We start from the raw sequence: 1,037 nt of genomic DNA on the forward strand, positions 1-1,037 counted from the left end.
GCCAACAGAAGGTGTTTTCGCTCTATCAATTTGTTCTTGTCCATATGGAAACGAAACATTTGGAATGACGACATAGTTTCCGTATACATTTTCGTCTTTTGTGTAAACACGAATACGTAGATTATTTTGTAAATCGTAAGTACAAGATTGGTTGCCGAACGTTTCATCTTTTGAACCGATAAATGTAAATTGAGCAGCGCGTCGCGCTTGCCATTCTGTTTTCCATTCTTGAAAAGTAAGGTTATTTTCCTCTAAGTTGAATTGTTTACTAAAAAACTCTTTTGAACCAAAACAAATACGTACTATCCGTTGTTTCTGGTCTTGTTCAAGTTTTGCAAGTTTGATAGTCAATGAATGAAGTTTCCTCTTTTTTTGATGAATGTAGTTTCGTAACCTACGATAGTTTTTCACTTTTTTAAGAAATGTCTTTTCATTGCCTTTCATTTCAAGAAGAGAAGCCTGAGCTTTTTCTTTTTGACTTATTTTTTTGTTTAATATATTTGTCGTTATCTCGATTTTATTTTTTGTTTCTTCAATATATAGTTTTTGAAGTTCAAGTTTTGAAGAAATACGTCCATCTAATTGCTTTTTAATGCTATTGTATTGTCTCGATGTAATTTGGTATTTCGAGCAATATGAAACCTTCAATTCATTTGAAGGCTTTTTATGGACATACAAATCAACAAATAGTTTTCTTTCTAGTGAACCAAAAGTTTTAGCTGTGCTTTCTAAAAATTGATAAATAGAAGTAGGCTGATTATTCGTGAGAACGATTGCTTCGTTCTTGATTTTCGTTTGATAAGTTTTGAACATCCACAATCGTCTCCTTTGCCGTTTTTTGTAGTTCTTTATGTTTTTTACTACGCAGTCCATATAACTTACCTGAAAAACTAGTGATAATACTAATCAAGTCGTCAGCTAATTCCTCTTGAACTGATTTCGTTGTTTCCTCGTCATCTAAAATATGAATGGTTACTCCATGACTATTAAAATACTCTTCTAAATAACCATACCCAAAACGAGTTAAACGGTCTTTG

Annotated in this window: 1 protein-coding gene and 1 pseudogene; both read right to left on the reverse strand. The window is 32.1% G+C overall.

Annotation, left to right across the window (positions count from 1 at the left end; all coding sequences use genetic code 11):
• Nucleotides 1–813, reverse strand: an 813-nt coding sequence (locus ACFOU2_RS08900) for a hypothetical protein (RefSeq protein WP_377914305.1), incomplete at its 3' end; no start/stop codon positions are given.
• A gap of 40 nt (nt 814–853) precedes the next feature.
• Nucleotides 854–1,037, reverse strand: a pseudogene (locus ACFOU2_RS08905) (IS607 family transposase); the annotation flags it as partial.

The sequence above is a fragment of the Bacillus songklensis genome (genome assembly GCF_042649685.1).
In the GTDB taxonomy this organism is placed as follows: domain Bacteria; phylum Bacillota; class Bacilli; order Bacillales; family Bacillaceae_H; genus Bacillus_BA; species Bacillus_BA songklensis.